General features: G+C 68.9%; 13 protein-coding genes. 5 read left to right on the top strand and 8 right to left on the bottom strand.

Going from position 1 to position 21,451, the window contains the following annotated elements; translation table 11 throughout:
- Nucleotides 1-98 precede the first annotated feature (98 nt).
- The gene (locus MRBLWH13_RS03865; protein WP_341956995.1) at nucleotides 99-2,993 is read right to left on the bottom strand and encodes a UPF0182 family protein; all 2,895 of its coding nucleotides are present in this window, start codon (nucleotides 2,991-2,993) and stop codon (nucleotides 99-101) included.
- A gap of 46 nt (nucleotides 2,994-3,039) precedes the next feature.
- Entirely contained in the window at nucleotides 3,040-4,134 is a 1,095-nt protein-coding gene (locus MRBLWH13_RS03860) for a S16 family serine protease (protein WP_341956993.1), read from the bottom strand.
- A gap of 117 nt (nucleotides 4,135-4,251) precedes the next feature.
- On the opposite strand from MRBLWH13_RS03860, the gene MRBLWH13_RS03855 reads away from it, so the two are divergent.
- Nucleotides 4,252-5,688 (top strand): zinc-dependent metalloprotease, encoded by a 1,437-nt coding sequence (locus tag MRBLWH13_RS03855; protein ID WP_341956992.1) that lies wholly within the window; start codon nucleotides 4,252-4,254, stop codon nucleotides 5,686-5,688.
- 827 nt (nucleotides 5,689-6,515) lie between these two features.
- Here MRBLWH13_RS03855 and MRBLWH13_RS03850 read toward each other — a convergent pair.
- Together MRBLWH13_RS03850 and nudC are read right to left on the bottom strand one after the other, a co-directional pair.
- Nucleotides 6,516-8,237 carry an ATP-dependent helicase gene (locus tag MRBLWH13_RS03850; RefSeq protein ID WP_341956991.1) on the bottom strand — a complete coding sequence of 574 codons (1,722 nt, stop codon included), beginning with the start codon at nucleotides 8,235-8,237 and terminating at the stop codon, nucleotides 6,516-6,518.
- Nucleotides 8,234-9,130, bottom strand: coding sequence for an NAD(+) diphosphatase (nudC, locus tag MRBLWH13_RS03845; RefSeq protein ID WP_341956990.1), 897 nt, complete (start codon nucleotides 9,128-9,130; stop codon nucleotides 8,234-8,236). The genes MRBLWH13_RS03850 and nudC overlap by 4 nt, the downstream gene beginning before the upstream one ends.
- A gap of 97 nt (nucleotides 9,131-9,227) precedes the next feature.
- Here nudC and MRBLWH13_RS03840 point away from each other — a divergent pair, with 97 nt between their 5' ends.
- Nucleotides 9,228-10,562, top strand: coding sequence for a phosphotransferase (locus tag MRBLWH13_RS03840; RefSeq protein WP_341956989.1), 1,335 nt, complete (start codon nucleotides 9,228-9,230; stop codon nucleotides 10,560-10,562).
- Here the strand turns inward: MRBLWH13_RS03840 and MRBLWH13_RS03835 are convergent.
- Together MRBLWH13_RS03835 and MRBLWH13_RS03830 are read right to left on the bottom strand one after the other, a co-directional pair.
- Nucleotides 10,508-13,987: an ATP-dependent DNA helicase gene (locus MRBLWH13_RS03835; RefSeq protein WP_341956988.1), complete on the bottom strand. Its 3,480-nt coding sequence runs from the start codon at nucleotides 13,985-13,987 to the stop codon at nucleotides 10,508-10,510. The two genes, MRBLWH13_RS03840 and MRBLWH13_RS03835, sit on opposite strands and share 55 nt — an antisense overlap.
- The gene (locus tag MRBLWH13_RS03830) at nucleotides 13,951-17,184 is read right to left on the bottom strand and encodes an ATP-dependent DNA helicase (protein WP_341956987.1); all 3,234 of its coding nucleotides are present in this window, start codon (nucleotides 17,182-17,184) and stop codon (nucleotides 13,951-13,953) included. Before MRBLWH13_RS03830 ends, MRBLWH13_RS03835 begins: the two co-directional genes overlap by 37 nt.
- Nucleotides 17,185-17,370: 186 nt before the next feature.
- Here MRBLWH13_RS03830 and MRBLWH13_RS03825 point away from each other — a divergent pair, with 186 nt between their 5' ends.
- Together MRBLWH13_RS03825 and MRBLWH13_RS03820 are read left to right on the top strand one after the other, a co-directional pair.
- Nucleotides 17,371-17,595, top strand: coding sequence for a DUF3107 domain-containing protein (locus tag MRBLWH13_RS03825; protein WP_056308584.1), 225 nt, complete (start codon nucleotides 17,371-17,373; stop codon nucleotides 17,593-17,595).
- Nucleotides 17,596-17,602: 7 nt separating this feature from the next.
- Complete coding sequence (locus MRBLWH13_RS03820; RefSeq protein WP_056508852.1) at nucleotides 17,603-17,890, top strand: hypothetical protein; 288 nt, start codon at nucleotides 17,603-17,605, stop codon at nucleotides 17,888-17,890.
- Nucleotides 17,891-18,011: 121 nt separating this feature from the next.
- Here MRBLWH13_RS03820 and MRBLWH13_RS03815 read toward each other — a convergent pair whose 3' ends face one another.
- Nucleotides 18,012-18,725 (bottom strand): ferritin-like fold-containing protein, encoded by a 714-nt coding sequence (locus tag MRBLWH13_RS03815; protein WP_056508846.1) that lies wholly within the window; start codon nucleotides 18,723-18,725, stop codon nucleotides 18,012-18,014.
- A 168-nt stretch (nucleotides 18,726-18,893) separates the two neighbouring features.
- Here MRBLWH13_RS03815 and MRBLWH13_RS03810 point away from each other — a divergent pair, with 168 nt between their 5' ends.
- Nucleotides 18,894-20,417 carry a DEAD/DEAH box helicase gene (locus MRBLWH13_RS03810; RefSeq protein ID WP_341956986.1) on the top strand — a complete coding sequence of 508 codons (1,524 nt, stop codon included), beginning with the start codon at nucleotides 18,894-18,896 and terminating at the stop codon, nucleotides 20,415-20,417.
- A gap of 101 nt (nucleotides 20,418-20,518) precedes the next feature.
- Here MRBLWH13_RS03810 and MRBLWH13_RS03805 read toward each other — a convergent pair whose 3' ends face one another.
- Nucleotides 20,519-21,394, bottom strand: a complete 876-nt coding sequence (locus MRBLWH13_RS03805) for a PHP domain-containing protein (RefSeq protein ID WP_341956984.1) — start codon at nucleotides 21,392-21,394, stop codon at nucleotides 20,519-20,521.
- Between the last annotated feature and the right edge of the window lie 57 nt (nucleotides 21,395-21,451).

Here is a 21,451-nt window from a genome sequence, read left to right as displayed (position 1 = left end):
TTGCGCGGAACGGCCGAGCGTGCAGACCTGCGGCGAGAAGCCCCGGAAACGCGAATGGACGCCCTCTCGGGCGCCCATTCGACGATGTCACTGCGGGATCACTCCCCCGACGAGCTCTCCAGCCCGAGAAGCGTGTTCACCGCGTCGGTGAGGCGCTTGTCCGCCTCGGCGAACTTGGTCAGGTCGCCCTCCTTGAGAGCCGCCTCACGGTCGGTGAGCGCCTGCTGCGCCGCGGCGAGAGCCTCAGCTTCGGCATCGGTCGGCGTGGTCGGCTCGGTGGGAACCTCCCCCGTGTCGGGATCCGGCTCGGTGGGCTCGACCTGGTCGTCTCCACCCGTCGCACCGGCGTCGCCGCCGAACAGAGTGTCGAGCGCCGCGGTCAGGGTGTCCTCGAACGCGACCTTGTCTCCGAAGGCCACGAGGACCTTCTGCAGACGAGGCAGCTTGGTCCCCTCGGACGACTGCACGTAGACCGGCTGCACATAGAGCAGACCGCCGCCGACGGGCAGAGTGAGCAGGTTTCCGTACAGCACCTCGGACTCACCCTGCTGCAGCAGGTTGAGCTGCGGCACCACGGCCGTGTCCGAGTTGTAGGTGTTCTGCACCTGTCCGGGGCCGGGCACCGTCGTATCGGTATCGATCTCGAGCATTCGCAGCTGCCCGTACCCCTCGGCCTTCACGCCGGCCTCGGAACCTGCGTCCGAGTCGACGGCCAGATATCCCATCAGGACGTCACGGTTGCTGCCGCCCTGAGCGGACGGGATGAACGTCGAGAACATCGAGAACCGCGGCGACTCCTGCCCCGGCATCTGCATCGTCAGGTAGTACGGCGGCTGCAGGACCGAGTCGCTGCGCGGATCGTTCGGCGTCTGCCAGCGGTTGTCCTGCTGAGCGAACGAACCGGCGGTGTCGATGTGATACGTGCCGAGGATGTCGCGCTGCACCTTGAACAGGTCCGTCGGGTAGCGGACGTGACTCATCAGGTCTGCCGACATGTCGCTGACGGACTTCAACGTCGACGGGTAGATGTTCTGCCACGTCTGCAGCACCGGATCCTGGTCATCCCACGCGTACAGGGTGACCGAACCGTCGTAGGCGTCGACGGTGGCCTTGACCGAGTTGCGGATGTAGTTGATCTCGTCGATCGCGATGGTCGGCGACGGGAGGTTCGAATCCGCGATCGCGTCCGACAGGCTCACGTTCGTCGAGTACGGATACGTGGAACTCGTCGTGTACCCGTCGACGATCCAGACGATCTTGCCGTCCACGACGCTCGGGTACGGGTCGCTGTCGAGTTCGAGGTACGGTGCGACCTTCTGTACGCGCGTCTTAGGATCGCGGTCGTACAGGATCTGCGAGTCGTCGTTCACGAGGTTCGAGAAGAGGATCTGCTCCGACTGGAACTTCAGCGCGTACAGGAGCTTGGTGAAGGTGTTGCCGATCTGCGGCCCGCCATCGCCCTCGAACGTCGTCTTCGTCTCGCTCGCGCCGTCCTTGCCTCGCGGGTAGTCGATCTCGACGGGATCGGTTCCCTCGGGAGCGCCGACGATCGAGTACTCGGGAGAGTTCTCACCGAAGTACACGCGAGGCTCGAAGTTCTCCTGATCGGTGAGGAATCCCGACGAAGGGATGCCTCGCTCGAGGAACACCGGCTCGCCGTCGCTGGTGCGCTGGTTGCCGGCGGCCGCCACGAGTCCGTAGCCGTGGGTGTAGACCGCAGCGCGGTTGTTCCAGTTCGTGACGTCGACACCGTTCATGTCGAGGTCGCGGACGGACACGACTGTGTCCTGCATCTCCCCGTCGATCTCGTAGCGGTCGACGTCGAGCTTCTCCTGGAACTGGTAGTACCCGCGGTACTGCTCGAGCTGACGTACGGCCGGACTGATCACGTTCGGGTCCACGATGCGGATGGATGCCGTGGTCTCGGCATCCTCACGCAGCTGCCCCGCCTCGGCGTCGGTCTCGGCCTCGAAGGGCGTCGTCTCGAGATCGGCGACCCCGTACGCCTCTTTGGTGCCGTCGATGTTCCGCTGATAGAACTCCGCCTGATAGGCGTTCTGGTTCGGGCGCACCTGGAAGGTGGTCACGGCCCACGGGAAGCCGACGCCGATCACGAGCGAGGCGACGATCAGCAGAGCGGTCGCGGCGAGGGGGAAGCGCCAGCGGCCGATCACGGCCGTCACGAAGAAGAGGATCGCCACGATCGCGGCGATGATCGTCAGGATCGCGAGGCCGGGGATGGTCGCATTGACACCCGTGTACGCGGGGCCGACGATGCGGTCGTCCTGGGCGACGAGGGTCTTGTAGCGGTCGAGCCACAGACTCGCGGCCTGCACCAGCAGATAGAGGCCGGCGATGATCGCGAGCTGGATGCGGGCGGGCTTCGAGATGCGCAGCTCTCCCTGGCCGATCCGGACCGAACCGTAGAGGTACGACACGAGCGCCGTCACGATGAGCGTGAGCAGCAGCACGGCCGACACGAAGGCCAGCAGGATCGAGTAGAACGGCATCGCGAACATGTAGAAGCCCGTGTCCACGCCGAACTGCGGGTCGGTCGTGTCGGTGGCGACGCCGTTGGCCCAGAGCCACACGGTCTTCCACTGGCTCGCGGCCGAGAAGCCGGCGAACAGGCCGAAGAAGATCGGCATGCCCCACATCGCGAGGCGACGCAGCGGCTCGATGACCTCCTGATACCGGTCGAGCTGCGAGCTGAGCCGCACGTAGACGGGACGCAGTCGGTACGCGAGCTGGATGGCCACGAAGAGCGGAACGGCCATGCCGAGGAACCCGACGACGAACATCACCGCCGTGGCGAACCATTGGGTGGTGAGCACTCCCGCGAAGCCCACCTGGTCGAACCAGAGGAATTCGGTGTAGAGCGACGCGAAGACGAAGAAGACGGCGATCAGCGCGGCGATGATCGCCAACGAGATACCGAAGATTCTTCGCGAGGTTCGGGGAGTGGCCGGGTTCGGTGCAGAAGTCGAGGTCACCCTCCCATCCTAGGCACGCCTTACTGTGCTGCGGCTGTCATACCTATCACGGGGAGGTCACGACGTCGCAGGTCGGGAGCGATCCCACATCGCCGCCGTTCGCGATCACCTCGAGCGCATCGAGTGATTCCTCCAGAGTCGAGGTGCTGACCACGGTGAGGCCGTCCGGCACGTGACCGGTGACTTCGTCGCAGTTCGTGCGGGGTGCGAGGAAGTACTCGGCTCCCGCATCACGGGCACCGTAGAGCTTCTGGCGGATGCCGCCGATCGGCCCGACCGTGCCGTCGGCCTCGATCGTGCCGGTCCCCGCGACGTTCTCACCGCCGTTGAGCTCGCCCTCGGTGAGGGTGTCGATGATCCCGAGCGCGAACATCATCCCGGCGCTCGGTCCGCCGACGTTGTCGAGTTGGAGGGTGACATCGATCTCGAAGTCGTAGTCGGTGCGCAGGGTGACACCGATCAACCAGGTGGTGACGCCTGCGTCGACCTGCTTCTCCGGGGTCACCTCGACGACCGTCTCCTCGCCTCCGCGCTGCACCGTGAGCGCGACAGGGGCTCCCCCGGCATCCTGGATCGCCTGTCGCAGCTGCTTCGCCGACGCCACCGCCGTGCCGTCGATCGCGGTGATGACGTCCTCGGGCTCGAGGCTCCCTTCGGCGGGTGCGCCGTCGACGACGTCGACCACCGCCACCTCGGCGCCCGTGTCGTAACCGAGTTCGTTCAGTGCCGCCGCGGTCGCCTCGTGCTGAGAATCGACCATCAGGGTCGCATTGCGCTCGTCCCGCTGCTCGGTGGTGACTCCCTCGGGGAAGACCGAATCGAGCGGCACGACGGCGCGGGAGGAGTCCATCCATGCGAGGGCCAGCTCGAACCAGCTCGGCGTGCGCTCGCGGTTGCCGACGACCTGGACGGTCGTGAGGTCGAGCGTGCCCGCGGTCTCGAAGGTCTCGGCGCCCTCGATCTGGATGAGAGGCACCTGTTCACCGTCGGCGCCCGCGGCGGTGCCGAGAGTGTCGTACACGGGACCGGGCCGCTGGATGACATACGGCGTCGGAAGGAAGGTCAGCACGACGAGCGCGATCAAGGCGACGATCAGCGCCCAGACACCGAGTCCGAGCTTCACAGACCGTGTTCGATCCACAGTGTTCCTCCGTCGTTCGCGGGCGGCGTACAGCGATCTGCCCGCTTCGGGGTCTCGCGGCCGATCCTGTGACTAGCGTAGATGCCACGGCTTTAGGCGTGCTGAGAGGCGAGCGACATGTCAGACAACGACCCGACCCCCGAGGACTTCCAGGAGTTCCTCCGACGAATGATGTCCGGCCAGGGCGCCGGCGACATCGACCCCGAGGCGCTGCAGAACGCGTTCGCGGGCATGGAGGGCATCCAGCTGGACCCGGCGATGATGCAGACGATCATGTCGCAGCTCCAGGGCGCCTTCGGCGGCGACGCGTGGGAGAACGCGCTCCGTCAGGCGCTGCACATCGCGAACCGCGACGGGCTCGGAATCACAGACGGCTCGCGCACATCGCTCGTCGACTCCTTCGCACTCGCCAACCTCTGGCTCGGTGAGGCGACGACGATCTCCGAACTCGCCGAGGCTCCCCGAGCGATGACCAGGGGCGAATGGGTCGAAGCGACCCTGCCCGTGTGGAAGGAGATCGCCGACCCCGTGTCGACGAGCATCGCCGACGCACTCACCAGCGCGCTCGACACCCAGGTGCCCGAAGACATGCGCGAGGTCGTGCAGGGGGCGGGAAAGCTCATGCGCGGACTCGGAGGATCGGTGTTCGCCGCGCAGTTCGGCCAGGTGCTCGGCAACCTCTCGCTCGAGGTCGTGTCGGGCGGAGACGTCGGCATCCCCGTGCTCCCCGCCGGTACCGCGGCCGTGATCCCGCAGAACCTCACCGCCTTCGGCGAGGGTCTGGAGATCCCCGAAGACCAGATCACGCTGTATCTCGCGACCCGCGAGCTCGCATACGCACGCCTGTATCGCCACGCCAAGTGGCTGCACCTGCACGTCATGGCGCAGATCACCGACTTCGCGCGCGGAGTCACCGTCGACGTCGATGCCCTCGAGGACGTCGCCAGCCGCCTCGACCCCTCCAACCCCGAGGAGCTCCGAGCGGCGATCGAAGGCGGAGCCCTGCTCCCCACCCAGACGGACGCTCAGCGCGAGGCGCTTGCACGTCTGGAGAACCTCGTCGCGACGATCGACGGCTGGGTCGATGTGGTCACCGCGCAGGCGACATCCCGCCTTCCCGACGGCGCCCGGATCGCCGAGGCGGCGCGTCGCCGTCGCGCTGTGGGCGGGCCCGCGGAGGATGCGCTCGGTGCGCTCGTCGGCCTGAAGCTGCGGCCTCGCCGCCTCCGCGAGGCCTCGGCCATGTGGCAGGCGGTCACCGATGCCGTGGGCATCGCCGGACGCGATGCGCTCTGGGACTATCCCGACCTCATGCCGACGTCCGACGACATCGACGACCCCTCGAAGCTCGTCGCGCGCCTCCAGGCGACGGCGCGTGGCGAGCAGCCCGTCGCCGATGAGTTCGACGAAGCACTCGCCCGTCTGCTCGACGGCGACGACTTCTCGGGCGAGAAGTCGGAGGAGACGGACGACTCCGCAGGAACCGATACCCCGGATGACGACGCCCGGGATCGCGACGGCGACGACGGTCCGGGCGGCGACCGCCCGGTGTGATCGACGGCGTGATCGACGGTGTTCTGCTCGCCGGTCTCCCTTCGATGAGCACGACACCCGACGACTTGTCCACGGATGCCGGCGACGACCACATCGGAAGCTGCGGAGTCCGCAGAATCGAGGGATGTCTCCGCTGACTCCTCAGATCACCACTCGCCTGGATCCCTCCGTGCCGTTGCTCTGGCGCGACGGAGACACCCTGCAGATCGGGATCGAGGGCACCCTCCGCATCTCGGCGGCGGAGCCGTGGGTCGAGCGCCTTGTCGCACGGATGGCCGCAGGGTTCCGACGCTCGGCCTTCGATGTCATCGCACACGCGTCGGGTGCTCCCCGCGCCGACGCACGGATGCTCCTGGCCCGCCTCGAGCCGCTGCTCGTGGAGGACTCCGCTGCACCCCGCGCGGCCTGGGTCGAGAGCATCGACGTCCTCGACGGACGCTGCGAGTACCGGATGCGCGACGCGCTGCTCGACGAGGGCGTGGCCTCAGGTGTGCGAGAGGAACCGGCGGACATCGGTGTCGTACTCGTCGAGGGGGCTGCTGCGGCCCTCCACTTCGCGCGCTACCTCCGCGAGGACATCGCCCATCTGCCCGTGTCGCTGGAGCGCGGTCGAACGACGATCGGGCCTCTGATCGTGCCCGGCGACTCTCCCTGTCTGACGTGCAGGGATGAGCACGAGCGCGACCGCGACTCGGCATGGCCACGGATGCACGCGCAGCTCATCGGCAGGCAATCCGGTTCGATCAGCGTCTCCCGGATCGCGGAGGCGGCGACCCTGGTCGCGCGTCTGCTCGCGACGACGACTCCACCCGGGTCTTTCGTCGAGGTCAGCGGCGACGGTCGGCGCGCGTGGCGTTCACTGACGTTTCACGGAGAATGCCGGTGCCGCGAGCAGTCGTTCCTATCTCTGCCAGGAACCGCGACGGCGCCCGCTCCCCCCGTCCCGCTGAACGAGACCACGACAGCGAGAGCGTACGCGCGGCGCGCGTGACACCCACGTAGGCGAGACGGCGCTCCTCGTCGATCGCCTCGAAGCCGGTGGCGTACGAGATCGGCAGCGCGCCCTCCGCCCACCCCGCGAGGTACACGTGCGGCCACTCGAGGCCCTTGGCCGCATGGAGCGTGGACAGGGTCACAGTGCGCATCGTGGGCTCGTGCTGGTCCTTTGCGCGCGCCATGAGCGCATCGCTGAAGCTGCGGAGGTTCTCGTCGGGACCTGCATCCTCCGCCAGTCGGAGGATCGCCCGTCGCGCCTCCCACCCGTCGCGCTGGGCTCCGCCGGCTTCCGGTGGCTCATCGGTGAGTCCGAGTTCCCGCAGCACCCGCTGCACACCGGGGAGGAACCCGTGCTCGGTCGGCGCCACGGCGGCGGCCCGCAGCGCGAGGATCGCCTGACGCACCTCCGGCATGGCGAAGAACCGGGTGCCGCCCAGCACCGATGTCGCGATGCCCTCGGCAGCGAGCGCCTGCTGCAGCACGGCGGACTGCGCATGGGCACGGTACAGCAGCGCGATGTCTGCAGGCGACGCTCCGGCTTCGATCCGCGCCGACACGGCGGCGGCGATGCCCTCGGCCTCCTCCCGCTCGGTGTCGTAGGCGGTCACCGTGGGCGAGTCCGCGTTGAAGGTCTCGCGCGCCGGGACGAGTTCGAGCGCCCCCGGCCTCCCCTTCATGAGGGCGTTGGCCGCTTCGAGGATCGGCGCCTGCGAGCGGTAATTGGTCTCGAGTCGCACCACCGTCGCATCCGGATGGCGTCGTTCGAACTCGAGCAGGAAGCGCTGCTCGGCGCCGGCGAACGAGTAGATGGTCTGGCTCGCGTCGCCGACGACGCAGATGTCTTTGCGATCGCCGAGCCAGAGCTCGAGCAGCCGGTTCTGCAGCGGCGAGACGTCCTGGTACTCATCGACCGTGAAGTGGCGGTACTGCTCGTGCACGGACGCGGCGACCCGCGGTTCCGCCTCGAGCATGCCTGCGCACGCCAGCAGCACGTCCTCGAAGTCGAGCTGACGACGCTCATCCTTGAGGGATTCGTAGCGCTGCTGGAGCTCCATGAGCTGCTCCGTGTCGATTCCGCTCATGGAACGGCCGAGTGACGCGTGCTGCTCGACCGAGAGCATGGAGACCTTGCGCCATTCGATCTCTGAGGCGATGTCCCGGAGAGTGGCGGTGCTCGGACGCAGACGCATAGCATCGGCGGCCTGACCGAGCATCCGCACCTTGTTGTCGATGATCGACGGTGCGGGGGAACCGGCGAGAGTCGGCCAGAAGAAGTTCAGCTGCGCGAGTGCCGCAGCATGGAAGGTGCGCGCGGCGACGCCTTCGACACCGAGCGCGCGCAGGCGGCCTCGGAGTTCCCCCGCGGCCTTGGCCGTGAAGGTCACCGCCATGACGCGCGACGGCGAGTACGCGCCGGTGTCCACGCCGTGCGCGATGCGGTGGGTGATCACCCTGGTCTTGCCGGTGCCGGCGCCGGCAAGAACGGCGACGGGTCCTCGGAGGACGGATGCCGCTTCGCGCTGTCGATCGTCGAGGGCTTCGAGCGCGCTCACGCGCGCTCCTCGAACCACGACACGATGAGGGCGCGGGCGATGGATGCGGGGCCCGGCAGACCGATGGGACCGTCTCCGGCGAGGGCGGACCCGATCTCGTCTCGGGTGAACCAGCGCACGTCGATGATCTCCTCACCGTCCGGACGCAGCTCGTGGTCGTCGACGGCCACTGCGCGGAAGCCGAGCATCAGCGACCGCGGGAACGGCCACGGCTGCGACGACACGTACCGGAGGGACGCCAGACGGACTCCGGACTCCTCCTCGAGCTCACGGTGGACCGTGGACTCGAGGGACTCCCCCGCCTCGGTGAAACCCGCGAAGCAGGAGTACATCCGCCCGCCCCAGTTCGCGTTCGCACCAAGCAGCAGTCGCTCGCCGTCGGAGCTCTCGACCGCCACGATCACTGCGGGGTCCGTGCGCGGGAAATGCTCGCGTCCGCATACGAGACAATGCCTGGACCATCCGGCCTGGCGAAGCTCCGTCGCTCCACCGCAGGTGGGACAAAACGGCGCGTCGCGCAGCCAGCCGCCGAGAGCCAGCGCTTCGATGAGGAGCTCGGTGTCTTCGGCGCTCAGACGCGCACCGAGGTCGCGGAGCCCGAGCCAGGTCTCGTCCGGAGTCGTGTCGACGGTGTCGCCTTCAGGCGGCAGGACGGCGAGCAGGACCGCGACACCATGCGCGTCGCGTCCGAGAAGCGCCCACGTGGCGTCCGGGGTCTCGGACGGCGGCACCCTGAGCAGGCTGGCCGCGTCGAGGTCGCCCCCGGCGATGCGCACCCGCCCGTCACGCACGGCGATGACACGCGTGGTCTCGTCTGAGCGGAGCCGGTCGATCACCCCCGGCTCGGTCCTGAGGTCGGCGGCTCGGTCGAAGGACGTGCTCTTCGCGGTCATCGGCTCCCTCTCTCACGGGCGTGGCGGAAGCGGGACCGCCCCCGCGTCCACCTACCCTGGGGGTATGGGACGCTCTCCATTCACTCTAGCCGCGGCGGTGACTGCCGCACTGCCCGGCGCGGAGGTCACCGGAGCCCGCATCCTCAGCGCCGACGGCGACGGACGCTTCGACTCCGCGGTGGCCTCGCTCGCCGACGGACGCGAACTCGCGATCCGGGTGGCCGACGACGACGAGACCGCTCGTGAGCTCGCCGGCGAGGCACTCGCCCTGCGCGCCCTCACGGCCGGAGCGCGAGCGATGCTCCCTTTCCGGGCTCCCGAGTACATCGGCGAGACGCGGCTGGGAGACGCACGCGCGCTGGTGACCGAGCTGCTGCCCGGATTCCAGATCGAGGCGGCGATGGTGCCGGGCGGCCGCGGCGCCGCAGAGTCGATGGGTGCGGCGATCGCCGCCGTGCATGCCCTCCCCACGTCGGTCGTCCGCGGCGCAGGTCTGATCACGCGGTCGGCCGAGGAGAGCCGCGACGAACTCGCCCGACTCGTGGATTCCGCCGCATCGACCGGACGCGTGCCCGCCAGGCTCACCGTGCGATGGCGTGAGGCCGTCGCCGACGACGATCTCTGGCGTTTCGAGTCCACCGTCGTGCTGGGCGGAGTGCAGGCCACATCCTTCATCTTCCGCGACGACCCCGAGCTCGGGCCGGAGGTCACGGGGGTCATCGGATGGCACTCGCTGTCCGTCGGCGACCCTGCGGTCGATCTCTCCTGGCTCTCTGCCGCACCGGATGCCTCTGCCGACGTGCATGCGTCCTATGCACGAGCCGCGGACCGCGTTCCCGACCCTGCGCTCGAGGTGCGTGCCCGGCTGCTTGCGGAGCTCGAGTTCGCGCGCTGGCTGGTGCACGGCGATTCGCTGCGCCGACCCGACATCGTCGATGACGCCGCAGCTCTGCTCGAGGCACTCGCCGACGGACTCCACGACGATGACTTGGGAGTCATCGCCTCGCGCAGCGAGGGAGTCGATTCCGCCCTGGACGCTCTCGACCGCGTTCCGGCGAGCACGCTCTCGGGCGTCGACACGTCGATGCAGACCGACGCATACAACCCCAATGAGCTGTGGCGCGATGAGGATGCCGACGGCGACAGCACGAGCGATCTCAGTGACGCCGCCGCGGATGCCGCTCATCGCCTGCAGGTGGGCGGGCTCGAGACGGAGGATCTCACGTCGGTGCGCTCGGCGGCCTCCGACGACCGTGCGTCGGCCGACCGTGCGCCAGCAGACCGTGCGACGGATGCAAGTCGCGACGACGACGGCGACCGGGATCGTGGCTCTCAGCGCGCGGGAACGACCGACGCCGGCTCGCCGGAAGACGAGGCTCAGCGCGCAGCGCGGGCGGCGCTCCAGCGCTGGAAGAGCTCCGACTCCGAGTAGACACGGTCACCTCGGATGACGAGGTCGTCCGCGACGTAGTACAGCGCGACGTCGATGTCGTCGAGCGGCACTCCGAAGCGGCGGTGATACGCGAGGCGGTAGAGCGCGAGCTGGAGCATCCGCTCTTCTCGCTCCTGCGCCGTGCGGGGAGCCTTTCCCGTCTTCCAGTCGACGATCTCGATACGACCGCCTCGGTCTTCTCGCCGGTAGACCGCATCGAGCTTGCAGATGACGATGTGACCGTCGCCGGAACTCGTGCCTCCGCCCAGGGCGAAGTCGATCTCGATCTCGACGGCGATCGGTTTCAGACCACCCCATTCGCTGCGCTCGAAGATCTGCTGGAGACCGTCGAGATCTTCGGCGTCAGCCGGGGAGAGCTCCGCACTGCTGCCCTCCGCTCCGAACGCGGGGTCGTCCTCATCGATCTCCCAGAGCGCCTCATCGACTCGATGCCCGACCCCCACGAGTTCGCTGCGCCGCTCCACCCATGCGTGGAACAGCGTGCCCAGGCGGGTCTGGCGATAGGGGCGCTCAGGCATCGGTCGCACTATCGATGAGAGCGTGCCGCCGAAGTCCGTGACGTAGTCCTTGAAGCGAGAGGCGGGCACGCGCGTGGGAGGCGGTGCGTCCGTCCCCCGCAACCGCGCCGCCCGTTCGGCGAGCAGCCGAGTCAACTCGGGAGAGGCCACCGGGTCGCTCTCGGACGCCGCGCGAACGGATTCTGCGGCCTTCTCGACCACCGCTCGACGCGCGCCGAGCGGATCGATGGGCCAGGAGAGGGTCGCGCCGGGGCCGTCGTAGGGATTGATCTCAGGGTCGACATCGTCGATCGTCCGAGCACCGGTGGCCTCGATCGCCTCGATCAGGTACGGACTCGGTGCTTTCGGCTGCTTCTGCCCCGCCCAGTGAGCGCCGGTCAGGAGCAGGTCGCTGCGCGCCCGGGTGACGGCGACGTAGGCGAGCCGTCGCTCCTCCTCCTGCTGATAGTCCCGGTAGGAATCCTTGAACACCGTGAGCGCGCCCGGCGCCGTCTTGCTGCGGCTCGTGAGCGATGCGATCCCGGCCTTCAGTCGCTTGGCCGGGTCGAGCTCCTCGTCGGAGGGTGGGATCCAGGTGAAGGTCGGCAGCGCCGCGCTGTCGCCGCGCAGAGCGAACGGCAGCACCCCGAAGCCGAACCACCCCGCAGTGTCGGTCGGACGCGACGGGAGTTCGCCCTCGACCATGCGGACGACAGCGACGGCATCCCATTCGAGGCCCTTGGATCCGTGAACAGTGAGCAGCTGGACCACACCCGGCTCGGGTGGCTCCGGTCGCGGCACCAGCTCGTCGGTGCTCTCGGCCTTGTCGAGCCAGGCCAGGAGGCTGGAGACGGTCCCCCGCTCGTCGGCTGCGAGGAAGGTCCGCACCTCGTCGGTGAACGCCCGCAGTTGCGTCGCCGCGATACGCGCGGGGCCCCTCGTCTCATTCGCGGCGAGCTCGATGTCGAGACGCAGCTCGAGCTCGATGAGCCGCAGGACGTCGGGAAGCGGAAGCGACGAGGCTCGACGGAGGCGTTCGAGCATCTCCCCCGCCGCGCGTATGCGGGCCCGTCCGTCGGGAGTGATCCGTGCCAGAAGGCGGTAGTCGTCGCTGAGACCGCGAAGCACGTCGACGGCGTCGACGATCGAGAGCGCCTCGTCGGCACCGCGTGATGCGCGAATGCGCTGCCGGAGCTCGTCATCGAGCGGCAGCAGCCCGCTGTCACGTCGGGACAGCTCGGCAGCGAGCTCCTGCAGGGCTGCCATGTCGGCGACGCCCACCGCGAATCGAGGTCCGACGAGGAGGCGGATCAGCGCAGAGCCGGCGGCGGGGTCGTGCAGCACCCGCAGCGTCGAGACGACGTCGACGACCTCGGGTGTCGCGAGAAGTCCGCCGAGCCCGAGAATCCGGTGCGGGATCCCCTGCGCGGCGAGCGCCGCGGCGAACGTCTGCATGTGTCGCTTCGATCGGAACAGAATGGCTCCGGTGTGCGGCTTCGCCGCATCGTCGTGCGCCGCACGGCGCGCGGCGAACCACTCGGCGACCTCGCGCGCCTCGTCGTCGACCGTGAGCGGGAACCGGATCTCCACCGCACCCTCACCCGCGTCGGGGCGAGCCTCGAGCGGTGGCACGTCCAGCCCCGGTCGGCGCAGCGGACCGAGGACCCGATTCGCGATGCCGAGGATGCTTCGGTCGTTGCGCCAGCTCGTCATCAGGCTGTAGTTTCCGACCGCCTCATTCTCGGAGAACGTCCGCGCGAAGGCGTGCAGGTTGTCCGCACTGGCACCTCGCCATCCGTAGATCGACTGGTGCGGGTCTCCGACCGCCATCACGGCGGAGTCGCGGAAGAGCCGTGCGAGGAACTGCGTCTGGATCACCGAGGTGTCCTGGTACTCGTCCAGGAGCACCACCCGATGCTGCTGTCGCAGCTCGTCGCGCACGTCGGGCGACGACTCGACGATGTCGAAGGCGCCGCTGACCTGATCCGCGAAGTCCAGCACGCCGCGGCGCTCCTTCTCGGCGATGTATTCGCGCACCAGGACCGAGAGCGCGGGGAGAGCGCGCAGGTTCGCCGTGACGGTCGCGATCTCCGCATTGCTCCGATACGGATCGAAGGCCTCGGCCTGACGCAGCGCGATCCGATCCGCACGATCCAGGTCCGCTCGGTGATCGAGCGAGTCGCCGGCCAGCCGCTGGACCGCGTCGACCACGCCGGCCACGGATCGGTCGATCTCCTCCAGGTCCGGCAGGTCGGCGCGGAGAACGATGTCCCGCGCCAGCATCCACGACGCTGCCTGGCTCAGCATGGCGACGTCCGAGTCACGGCCGATGCGTGCCGCGTGCTCCCGCACGATGCCGTCTGCGAACGCGTTGTACGTCGAGACCTTGGGGCGGATCAGCAGATCCTCGACCGCGGGCGGGGTCGCGTCTCCCGCGGTTCCATAGCGTTCTGCGAGCTCGTCGAGCACCTGCGATCTGACGATCTCCCGCTGACGGACGTTCGCCGCTCTGGACACGCGATCGAGCGCGCCGCTCGCCACGATCTCCGGCAGGTGCGGCAGGAGCCCCCGCCTGCCGTACTCGTCGATGAGCGCGAGCCGGACGCCGATCCGCTCCGCGAGCTCGCCGGCGGCCTTTCGGGTGAAGGTCAGTCCGAGGATCTCGTCGCGCCGCACATGTCCGTTCGCCACGAGCCAGACGACACGACCGGACATCGTCTCGGTCTTGCCGCTCCCCGCACCTGCGACGACGAGCGCGGGCGCGGGCGGCGACTCGATCACGCGCTGCTGCGCCTCGGTCGGCGCCGGGAGCCCGAGCGCTGCCGCGACGTCGAGCGCGGAGATGCCGTTCCCCGCCCCCGTCCACGCGGTCATGCGCTCACCGCGGCGACCGTGTGGATCCGGCATGGCTGCACTCGCCACTGCGTATCCGCGCAGTGCGATTCGACGTGTGCGGTGAAGCTCGACGCCGACATGCCGCGAGCGGCCTCCGCGATCCGGCCGAGGAAGTGCACGCGCTCGTCTCCGGCGAGAGTGTGCTGGTGCGCGACGCGGAAGTCGCTGCCTGCGAGGGTCTTCGCCACCAGGACGAGGCGAGCTCCAGCGAGCGCCGCCGGGTCCGCTCCCTCGATGAGTCCTTCCTGCACGGCCACCTGGTAGGCCGCGAGTTGGGCGTGGTCTGCGACCTTCTGCTCGCTCTCGGGCTCGTACTTGCCCGTCTTCAGATCGACCACCACGACGCGCTCTCCGTTCTGTGCGTCTGCCATGCGGGTCCACTTCTGCCCTCGGGCCTTCGCATGCTCGCCACCGCCTGGCGCGTACGCCTCGACCCTGTCGATGAAGCCGTGCACGATCGCCTCGTGGGGGTGGGATTCCCCCTCGGCGCTCACCGCTCGCGCGGTCGGCACCCCAGTGGCCTCCTCGGGGACGTCGACAGCGAAGCGGAACTCGACCTCACCGGCGATCACCCGGCCGCCGTCGGCCGCGACGTCCGAGAGGTAGCTGTGCAGCCGATCGATATAGAGATCCGCCCGACGGCGCTCCTTCCGCCCGATCCACGCCGTCTCGAAATCGAGCTCGGGCCAATGCTCGGCGAGGACGTCGCGCAGGCGCTCCAGCTCACCGTCGGGTACCTGCTCCATCGCCTCGTGGATGATCGTTCCGATCCCTGCAGAAGGGGGCATCACACTGTCGCCCCCGAGCGCGGATACGGCCCAGTTCAGCTCGCACTCCTCGAAGGACTCCATCCGCGAGGGCGACACCCGCGCGGCTTCGACGGCGAGATCATGCAGAGGCGCATCGGTCGACGGCGGTGTCACGCCGTACCATTCGGCAGGATTCGCGCCGGGCACGCGCTCGTTCGCGAGCACTGCCAGCTGGGAGGCCGCATGCTCTCGCGCGTGCGCGGAGGTCGACGATGTCAGCACGCGACGGTGGCGGGCGACGAGGCCGCGCAGAGTGAGGGGATGCTCGGCCGATGCATGCTTCTCGGGCGGATCGGGCACCGGGAGGAAGGCGAAGAACGGGCTCGGGGTCATATCGTCGTCGTCGACGGCGGTGATCAGGAGTCGTCGACGTGCCCGCGAGATCGCGCGCACGAAGAGGCGCAGCTCGTCGTGCAGCGCACCTCGCCGTCGATCGAGCACATCGGGCGTCTGCTCGGCTGCTCCGGTGCGGGCCGAAAACAGCGCGTCGGCGAGCCGCCAGGTCTGCAGCATCCCTCCGCGGAGCCGCACATTGGGCCAGACGCCGTCCTGAACCCCCGCGACCACCACCGCATCGAACTCCGTGCCGAGAGCCGTCGCGGGCGTGAGCAGAGTCACCCGTCCCGGTCGATCGGGACTCGAGAGGGAGTCCTCCGGCACCTCGCTGTCGAGGATGTCGCGGACGAACACCTCCGGCTTCTCGTTGGGCGTTCGCTCGACGAACCGCTTCGCGGCACCGAACAGCGACACGAGGGCGTCGAGCGCCCTCGCCGTCTCCGACCCGCTCGCCTGCAGCGACATCTCGCGCCAGGCGACCTGCAGCTTCCGCCCGTCGACCGCGCGGGACTGATCCCAGACCCGCCAGAGGAGGTCGTGGATCGTCTCGCCCGCTGCGGCCCCATGGGACACCTCGGCGACCGTCTGTGCGAAGCGCGCGGCCCTGCGGGACTCCTGCGCGTCGATCAGGTCGAGATGCGCGGGCGAGGTCAGCGCCTGACGCAGCAGCTCTCGGGCGGGCGTGGAGCCGCCGTGCTCGAGCTCGATGTGGCGCAGGCGTGCCCGAAGACGCCGCAGACCGATGGCGTCCAGCCCGCCGAACGGCGTGCGCAGCGACTCCTCCCAATCCTGTGAGGAGCGCTCGTCGGGTGCGGTGAGGGCCAGCCTCACGATGCCGACGATGTCGCGGACGATCGACTCGCTGCCGAGCGGTCGCTGCACTCCGGCGGCACGCGTCGGGATCTCACGGGCCGCCAGCTCCGTCTCGAGCTGGGTCACCTGGCGGGTATCGTGCGCGATGACCGCCATGCGATCCCACGGGACATCGTGCGTCAGGTGCCACTCGCGCATCACCCCCGCGATTCGATCGAGCTCCTCATGCGGCGACGGCGCCACGAAGGTGCTGACGGCGGCTGTCGCTCCCCGCTCCTCCGCCTCGGGAGGGACCGGGGCACGTCGATGATCGACACGACCGGATACGCCGATCGCCTGCGTGACCGTCCGTGTCAGCGCCGTGAGTGCTGCGGCCTGCCGATGCGGACCGTCGAGCACATGCACCTCGCCGAGCCCGGTCGCGAGGCGGGCGAACAGCTCAGGGCTCGCCCCGCGGAACGCCCCGGACGAGATGTCGGGATCACCGAACGCGAGAACGGCGATACCGCGCGCTCGGAGGGACTCGACCACCGCGATGCCGCCCCGCGTGAGCTCCTGAGCGTCGTCGATCAGAACGGCTCTGAGGTGGGCGAGAGGGCCGAGGACCGCTGCATCTGCCGTGCGCAGGATCGCACTGGCCTCGGCGAGCAGGTCGGCGGTGTCCCGATGCGCGGATCGCGCCAGATCGAGAACCGCCCGATATTCGACGAAGAAGTCGGCCACGGCGGCCCACGCCGGGTCGCCGGCCGCACGGAGGTCTGACGGCTGCGCGCCGAGCTCGACGCACTCCGCGAGGAAGGCCCGGAGCTCGGACCGGAACCCCTTCGAGGCACGGACCGACGGGCTGAGCACGTCGGGCCAGGCGATGTGCTCGTCTTCGGCGTCGCCCGCGAGCAGCTCGGCGATGATGCGATCCTGATCGGCGCCGGTCAGCAGCGCCGGAGGTTCGGCTCCTGCACGGACCATCGCTCCACGAACGACCTGGAAGGCGAACGACCCGAGGGAGCGGGCCAGCGGGCCGGGAGTCGCCTGACCGATCCGCACGCCGATCCGGTCGCGCAGAGCCGTCGCGGCCTGCCTGCTGGGCGTGAGCACGAGGAGCTCTTCGGGGCGGACCCCGCGGGAGTCGAGCAGATGCACGACGCGCTCGGTGAGGGTGCGGGTCTTGCCCGTTCCCGGTGCGCCGATGATGACTCCGGATGCTGTGACGTCAGCGCCGATCACGGCGTCCTGCGCGGCATCCTCTGTCATGTCCTCCACGCTACTGGGGCGCACGGACATCATCGGCCGAGGCGGTGCCGCACGTGCTGTGCGCTCAAGGCGAAACCGGCCGCTCGGCCGATCCGAGGGCGTCGCCGCCCGGTAGAGTTGGGCGCAGTCGTCGACCTCCGCGGTCGATTCGACCACAGCATCGTCGACTGAAAAACAGGAGTACGCGTGGAAATCCGCATCGGCATCATCAACACCGGCCGCGAGCTCAGCTTCGAGACCGCATCGAGCGCGGACGAGGTCCGCACGCAGGTCGCCTCGGCCCTCGAGCAGAACACCTCGCACCTGAACTTCTCCGATGTCAAGGGGAACTCGTACCTGGTTCCCACCGCGAACCTGGCGTACATCGAGCTGGGCACCGAGGAGTCCCGTCGCGTCGGCTTCTTCGCCTGACACCGCGATGTACATCCTTCTCGCACTCATCGGGGCGTGCGCGCTCGGCATCGCCGCCCACTTCATGATCGGTGGCCGAGAACTGCGCGGAGTCGCACTGACGCCCGCGATCGCCACGGCTCTGGCCGCTGTCGTCTACACCGGGCTGCAGTGGCTGGGTGTCGGCGAGGACAGCGTCTGGCTCTGGCTCGCCAGCGTTCTGGGCTCGGTCGCGGTGGCCGCTGCGCTGACCGTTGCGATCGTGGCTCTCCGTCGCAGGTCCGACGCCACGGCCAAGGCCGCGCTCGGCATCTGACCGCTCACTCACGAGCGATCAGCTGATCGGCATCTCCTTCGGCGTGACCGGAGCCTCGGCTGTGATCACGCCTGGCGCCTGACGCGTCGCCTCGAGCGGATGCGCGAGCAGCGGTCGCGCTCTAGGAGGCCAGACCCATCGCATCCATGCGGCGGGCATGGGCTCCCATGAGCTCGGTGTAGACCAGCTCGACGCGGTCCTCGCTCATGGCGGCGAGCTCGGGCTGACGCAGAGCCGAACGACAGACGAGGATCGTGTCGCCGACCAGGCGACGAGCCCACATCGAGAGCAGCGAGCGCCACTCGCCGTCACCGTCGATCGTCTCCTGGATGATGGCGACGATCTCGTGACGAGCATCGTCCTCGCTGAGGATCTCCGCCACCCGTTCGCCCGTCTCCCCATAGCTCGATGCGAGCGCGAAGTAGAAGTCGTCGAGCATCCCCGCCGTGATGTAGACGGCCAGGAGGGTCTCGCGCGGGCGTGCGCCGATCGTCTTACGGCGGAATGCATCGAGGTTCTCCCGGAACGGGAGCATCAGCTGCGTGGGATCGTCCCCGCGCTCGGCGATCAGATCGACGATCGCCCTGTGCTTCGTCAGCGCCGCGCCCGCGGCACGGGACAGCGACTCCTTCTCGGACAGCTCCGGAGTCGCTCTGATCAGTCGTGTCAGCGTCTCGAAGTAGCCGAGCTGCAGATACGCCGCCTGTCCGAGGAATCGGGTGAGCTCAGGGGCGAGTTCGGCGAAGTCGACGCGCGTCGATGCGCTCTGCTCCCCGCGACTGCGCAACGTCATCGTGCGCCGGGGCGTCCTACGCTTCCAGAACCAGTTCACCACGGGGTTCACAATACTCGGGAGACGCGGTACTTCCGGGCGCGACCACCCCCTCGGGTAGGCTTGTGCTGTCCCCGCCGTCGGAGCGGGGCCCGCGCCTGTGGCACATGAGACGGCGTGGATCCGTGAAACATGGCGATCCTCGCAGGTCGCCGGACAGGCATCTGAACATTGACAACCTTCGCTGATCTCGGAATCGATCAGGACATCGTCGACGCACTCGCCTCCAAAGGCATCGTCGACGCATTCCCGATCCAGGAGCAGACCATCCCCCTCGGCCTTCCCGGCCAGGACATCATCGGCCAGGCCAAGACCGGAACCGGAAAGACCTTCGGCTTCGGCATCCCCGTCGTGCAGCGGCTGGGTCTGAACCCGGAGCACGGCGTCAAGGCGCTGATCGTGGTTCCCACTCGCGAGCTCGCGGTGCAGGTGTACGAGGACATCGACCTGCTCACCAGCAACCGCTCGACCAGCGTCGTCGCGATCTACGGCGGCAAGGCCTATGAGGGTCAGATCGACCAGCTCAAGGCCGGAGCGCAGATCGTCGTCGGCACGCCCGGTCGCCTCATCGACCTCGCGGGCCAGCGCCTGCTCGACCTCTCGAACGCGACCGAGGTCGTGCTCGACGAGGCCGACAAGATGCTCGACCTCGGCTTCCTGGCCGACATCGAGAAGATCTTCCAGCGCGTCCCCGCCGTGCGGCACACGCAGCTCTTCTCGGCGACCATGCCCGGGCCGATCGTCGCGCTCGCCCGCCGATTCATGTCGAACCCGATCCACATCCGGGCCAACGACCCCGACGAGGGCCTCACGCAGGCCAACATCAAGCACCTCGTCTACCGCGCCCACTCGCTCGACAAGGACGAGATCATCGCCCGCATCCTGCAGGCCGAGGGCCGTGGCAAGACCGTGATCTTCACCCGCACCAAGCGTGCGGCGCAGCGTCTCGTCGACGAGCTCGGCGACCGCGGCTTCAACGTCGGCGGCGTCCATGGCGACATGGGCCAGGACCAGCGCGAGCGCTCGATGGCCGCCTTCAAGGCGGGTAAGCGCGATGTGCTGGTCGCGACCGACGTCGCCGCCCGAGGCATCGATGTCGACGACGTCACGCACGTGATCAACCACACCATCCCTGACGAGGACAAGACGTATCTGCACCGTGCCGGTCGTACCGGCCGCGCGGGCAAGACCGGCATCGCCGTGACCTTCGTCGACTGGGAGGACCTGCACAAGTGGGCGCTCATCAACCGAGCCCTCGAATTCGGCCAGCCCGAGCCCGTAGAGACCTACTCGTCGAGCCCGCATCTCTTCGAGGACCTCGACATCCCGGCCGGCACCAAGGGCCGCCTCATCTCGGCCCCGAAGACGCAGTCGGTGAAGACCGAGCGCGCGCCTCGGCCGGAGCGCGCAGCGGACGCCGCCGCCGAAGGAACGGAAGAGGGCGGCACCCGTCGTCGTCGCCGCCGCCGCGGAGGCTCGAACCCGGTGGGTTCGACGTTCGCAGAGGGCACCAGCGACTCGGCGTCCGGCGACTCGCAGTCCGCTCCGTCGGGTGACCGCAGCGCCGAAGGCGCCGGCACCCACGACGGCGCAGGCAAGGAGCACCACGACGGCAAGCCCGCCCCGGCACGCCGTCGCCGCCGCCGCCGCGGCGGCTCGGGCGGCGCGGGTGCAGCCCCGGTCGTCGGAGCCTGACACACCTCGATCTGATCGACCCCAGAGGGGGCGGATGCCGCATCAGCGGCGTCCGCCCCCTCTGTCGTCTCCGCGAGACCGCGGCACTGCACCCTTCGTGATCAGGCGTAGCGCGGCGCGGCACCCGTCGCCCGTTCGATGAGCCGGGCCACCATCTCGTCCGATGTCGTGTTCTCCCCCGGCAGGTTGGGTTTGCCCGTGCCGTGATAGTCGCTCGAGCCGGTCACGATCAGATCGTGCTTCTCGACGATCGCGCGCAACGTCTTCTTGCCGGATTCGGTGTTCTCGCGGTGATCGATCTCGAAGCCGCCGAGGCCCGCGGCGATCAGCTTCTCGATGAACGGAACCGGCATCATCCGGTCCCGACCGACCGTGACGGGGTGCGCGATGATCGCGACTCCCCCGGCATCCGTGATCAGACGCACGGCCGTGAGCGGGTCGGGAGCGTAGTGAGGCTCGTAGTAGCCCTCGCGCGGGTGCAGGATACCGTCGAAGGCCTCCGTGCGGTCTCTGACGATGCCGCACGCGACCAGGGCATCGGCGATGTGCGGGCGTCCGACGGTCGCATCCAGGGTGGTCTGCGCGAGGACGTCCTCCCAGCTGAGGTCGTAGTCACGCCCGATGCTGCGGACGATCCGCTCCGCGCGCCCGATCCGGTCACCGCGGATCCGGTCGGTCTCGGCCCTGAGTGCTTCGTCGAGCGGGTCGAAGAGGTACCCGAGCACGTGGACGCTGCGCCACTCGTGCTTCGCCGACAGCTCCATACCGGGGATGAACGTCATTCCGAGTTCAGCGGTGGTCGCCGCCGCTTCATCCCACCCGGTGGTCCGATCATGATCGGTCAGTGCCATCGTGCGCACCCCGAACCTCTGCGCCTGGCGCACCACCTCAGCCGGCGACTCGGTGCCGTCGGACTGGTTGGAGTGCATGTGCAGGTCGGCGGGACCTGCGAAGCGAGGGGAACGAGCGGTGGCCATCCTCCGAGCGTACCGACGACGGGCGATGCCGGACGCGCAGCCCGTCGCGGCAGGGAC

The sequence above is a fragment of the Microbacterium sp. LWH13-1.2 genome (assembly GCF_038397735.1).
GTDB lineage: Bacteria > Actinomycetota > Actinomycetes > Actinomycetales > Microbacteriaceae > Microbacterium.
This window is presented reverse-complemented; position numbering and strand designations above follow the sequence as displayed.

Bases quoted from the DNA above. Each gene is read 5' to 3' on its own strand.
- MRBLWH13_RS03855 (WP_341956992.1), top strand. From the start codon at position 4,252: ATGTCAGACAACGACCCGACCCCCGAGGACTTCCAGGAGTTCCTCCGA.
- nudC (WP_341956990.1), bottom strand. From the start codon at position 9,130: ATGACCGCGAAGAGCACGTCCTTCGACCGAGCCGCCGACCTCAGGACC.
- MRBLWH13_RS03835 (WP_341956988.1), bottom strand. From the start codon at position 13,987: ATGCCGGATCCACACGGTCGCCGCGGTGAGCGCATGACCGCGTGGACG.
- MRBLWH13_RS03830 (WP_341956987.1), bottom strand. From the start codon at position 17,184: ATGACAGAGGATGCCGCGCAGGACGCCGTGATCGGCGCTGACGTCACA.
- MRBLWH13_RS03820 (WP_056508852.1), top strand. From the start codon at position 17,603: ATGTACATCCTTCTCGCACTCATCGGGGCGTGCGCGCTCGGCATCGCC.
- MRBLWH13_RS03805 (WP_341956984.1), bottom strand. From the start codon at position 21,394: ATGGCCACCGCTCGTTCCCCTCGCTTCGCAGGTCCCGCCGACCTGCAC.